The 2896-nt window shown below is 57.6% G+C and carries 1 protein-coding gene; it reads right to left on the bottom strand.

The features are described 5' to 3' along the window. Window positions 1–2726, bottom strand: a 2726-nt coding sequence (locus A3722_RS13775) for an efflux RND transporter permease subunit (protein ID WP_067916212.1), incomplete at its 3' end; no start/stop codon positions are given. Window positions 2727–2896: the final 170 nt, after the last annotated feature.

The raw sequence follows: 2896 nt of genomic DNA, 5'->3' as shown, positions 1-2896 counted from the left end.
GTCAGCCAGAGCGCCATCGCACCACCTGTCAGCGCCAAGGGGATATTCAACAGGATGAGGATCGCTGATTTCAGGCGACCAAAGGTTACCAGAAGGATCAGCAGAACGATGCCCAACGTAATCGGAATAACCACTTTGAAACGGGCATTCGCCTGTTGCTGAAGCTCGAATTGGCCGCCCCAGACCAAACGATACCCGGGCGGTAGATCCAACTGAGCGTCCGTCAACGTCTGCGCTTCGGCAACGAAAGAGCCGATATCGCGACCGCGCACGTTGGACTGGACCGTGATGAAGCGTTCGCCATCTTCGCGTGTGATCTGGCGTGGACCGATTACAGTTTCGATATTGGCCACTGTGTCCAGCGGCACCCGTGCGCCCGAAGGCGATTCCAGCACGATGCGTCTGATCGCCTCCGGTGTGTCGCGGCTTTCTTCGTCAAAACGCACCATTATCGGAAACTGTCGCACGCCCTCGAACAGTGATCCGGCTTCGGCCCCGCCGACGGCTGCACGCAGCCCATCCAACGCGTCCTCAACATCAAGCCCGTAGCGACCAAGGGCTGACCGATCCACGGTTACCACAAGTTGCGGCGCACCGGTGATCTGGTCGGCCTGTACCTCGGCAGAACCCTCAACCTGTTGCAGGAGTGATTGCAGGACTTGTGATCGCTCCAACAGAATTTCGGAATCCGGTCCAAAGATTTTGACGGCCAGTTCGGCGCGTGTGCCGGTCAGCAATTCATCAACAGCCATCGCGATGGGTTGGCCGATATTTACCACAATCCCCGGAAAGCTTTCCAGATCTTCCGAAATCGCCGTGCGCAAACCTTCGGCAGACAAGCCGGGCCGCCACTGATCGACCGGGTTCAGCTCGATGAAGGCTTCGGCGCTGTTGGTCGGGTCAGCATGCGCGCCAACCTCACCACGCCCAATACGGGTCACGATGGACTTGATTTCAGGAAAATTCTTTAACAGCCGCTTTTCCACAAGCGTCGTCGTCTTCGTTCCTTCGGTAAGCGAAATCGAGGGTGCCATGGTGACGCGCATCAGAATATCGCCTTCCTCCAACGATGGCGTAAATTCGGAACCAAGTCGCGATCCTGCAAAACCGCCCACCGCCAAAAATATGCCGCACAGGACGATGGCGAAAAAACGGTTACGGACAAAGAACCCGGCCGCACCACTGACCATCGCGACAGTCCGCCCCGGCTTGTCAGGGGCCTTCTTGCCGGATCGGCGCATCACCGAAAAGGCCATGGAAGGCGCAATCAGGGCCGCATAGAACAGCGATCCGGTCATGGCGAGTGCAGCCGATGCCGCCAAGGGCCGGAAGGTTTTGCCCTCAACCCCTTGCAGCGAGAAAAGCGGCAGGAAAACAACGATAACCACGGCAACCGCCGCCACCAGAGGTGCGATTACCTCGGCGGTAGATCGGGCAACCAACATACGCGGCTCTTCAGAGCCGTCGTCTTCCTCAAAGCTGCGATCCACGTTTTCAGAGATAACAATCGCCCCGTCGACCATCATCCCGATGGCGATGGCGACCCCCCCTAATGACATCAGATTGGCGCTGATGCCGAGCACGTACATTGCGATAAACGCAAAACCTACGGAAAACGGGATCGACAGGACCACAATCAGACTGGGACGCCAGCCGCCCAGGAAGACAAACACCACCAACGCTACGAGTACAGCCCCCTGCCACAACGCCGTCGTGACGGTTGCGGAGGCCTTGTTTACCAGCGTTCCCTGATCATAGTAGGGGACCGCCAGTACACCATCCGGCAGGCTTGCGTTGATTTCCTCAAAGCGCTTCTGGACCCGCGCGATGACATCGGATGTGTTGGTGCCATAAAGTTTCAGAACCAACCCTGCGACAACTTCGCCTTCACCATTGGCTGTTGCAAGACCTTGCCGAACGCCACCGCCCACGGTGATATGGCCTAGATCGCGCACGCGCACCGTGCGCCCGTCGTCGACGTTGACGACAATCTCCGCGAGATCGGAAACTGTCTTGGCAAGTCCAACGCCGCGCACCGTATATTGTTCAGAACCGATTTCGAGGAATTGCGCCCCTTCGGTTTTGTTTCCGCGCTCTAATGCGCTGATCACATCGGCGATTTGAATATCATAGGCAAGCAGCGCATCGGGATCGAGCCTGACCTGATATTGCTTTTCATAGCCACCAAGGGACAAAACCTCGGTGACACCCGCCACGGTCTGCAACTGATACTTGACGATCCAGTCCTGAATTTCGCGCATCTCGACAAGGTTGCGTGCGCCGGTCTGATCTTCCAGACGGAAATACAGGATGAGGCCAAGCCCGGTTGAAATCGGACCCATTTGCGGGTCGCCAAACCCGTCGGGGATGTTGCCACGCGCTTCGGCGAGCCGCTCGCCCACGACCTGACGGGCGAAATAGACATCCGTCCCGTCCTCGAAATAGATGTTCACCACCGACAGCCCAAAATTCGATACCGACCGCATATTTTTGAGTTTGGGCAGGCCCGACATTGCCGTTTCGATTGGATAGGTCACATAGCGTTCAACCTCTTCGGGGGCGAGCCCTTCGGTTTCGGTGAAAACCTGAACCAGCGCGGGTGTCACGTCCGGAAAGGCATCAACAGGCAAGGCGCGAAACGCAAAAAGCCCGCCAAGCGTCATCGCAAAAGCCGCAATGGCCGCCAAAAGCCAGCCGCCTGCGATGCGGTGCATAAAATCAGTCATAATCAGCTATCCTAATGTCCGTGGCCGTCGCCAAAGGCGTCTTTTTCAAGTTGGGCTTTGAGTGTGAAGGCACCGTCGGAGACAAAGAGGTCGCCTTCCTCCAACCCGCTGCGGATTTCCACATAGCCGCCAGCGGTTGTGCCGACCATCACGGCGCGCGGTGCGAACCC

This window comes from Sulfitobacter sp. HI0027 (assembly GCF_001634775.1).
Classification (GTDB): Bacteria; Pseudomonadota; Alphaproteobacteria; order Rhodobacterales; family Rhodobacteraceae; genus Sulfitobacter.
The sequence above is the reverse complement of the archived record's forward strand: the minus strand, read 5'-3'. Positions and strand labels throughout refer to the sequence as shown.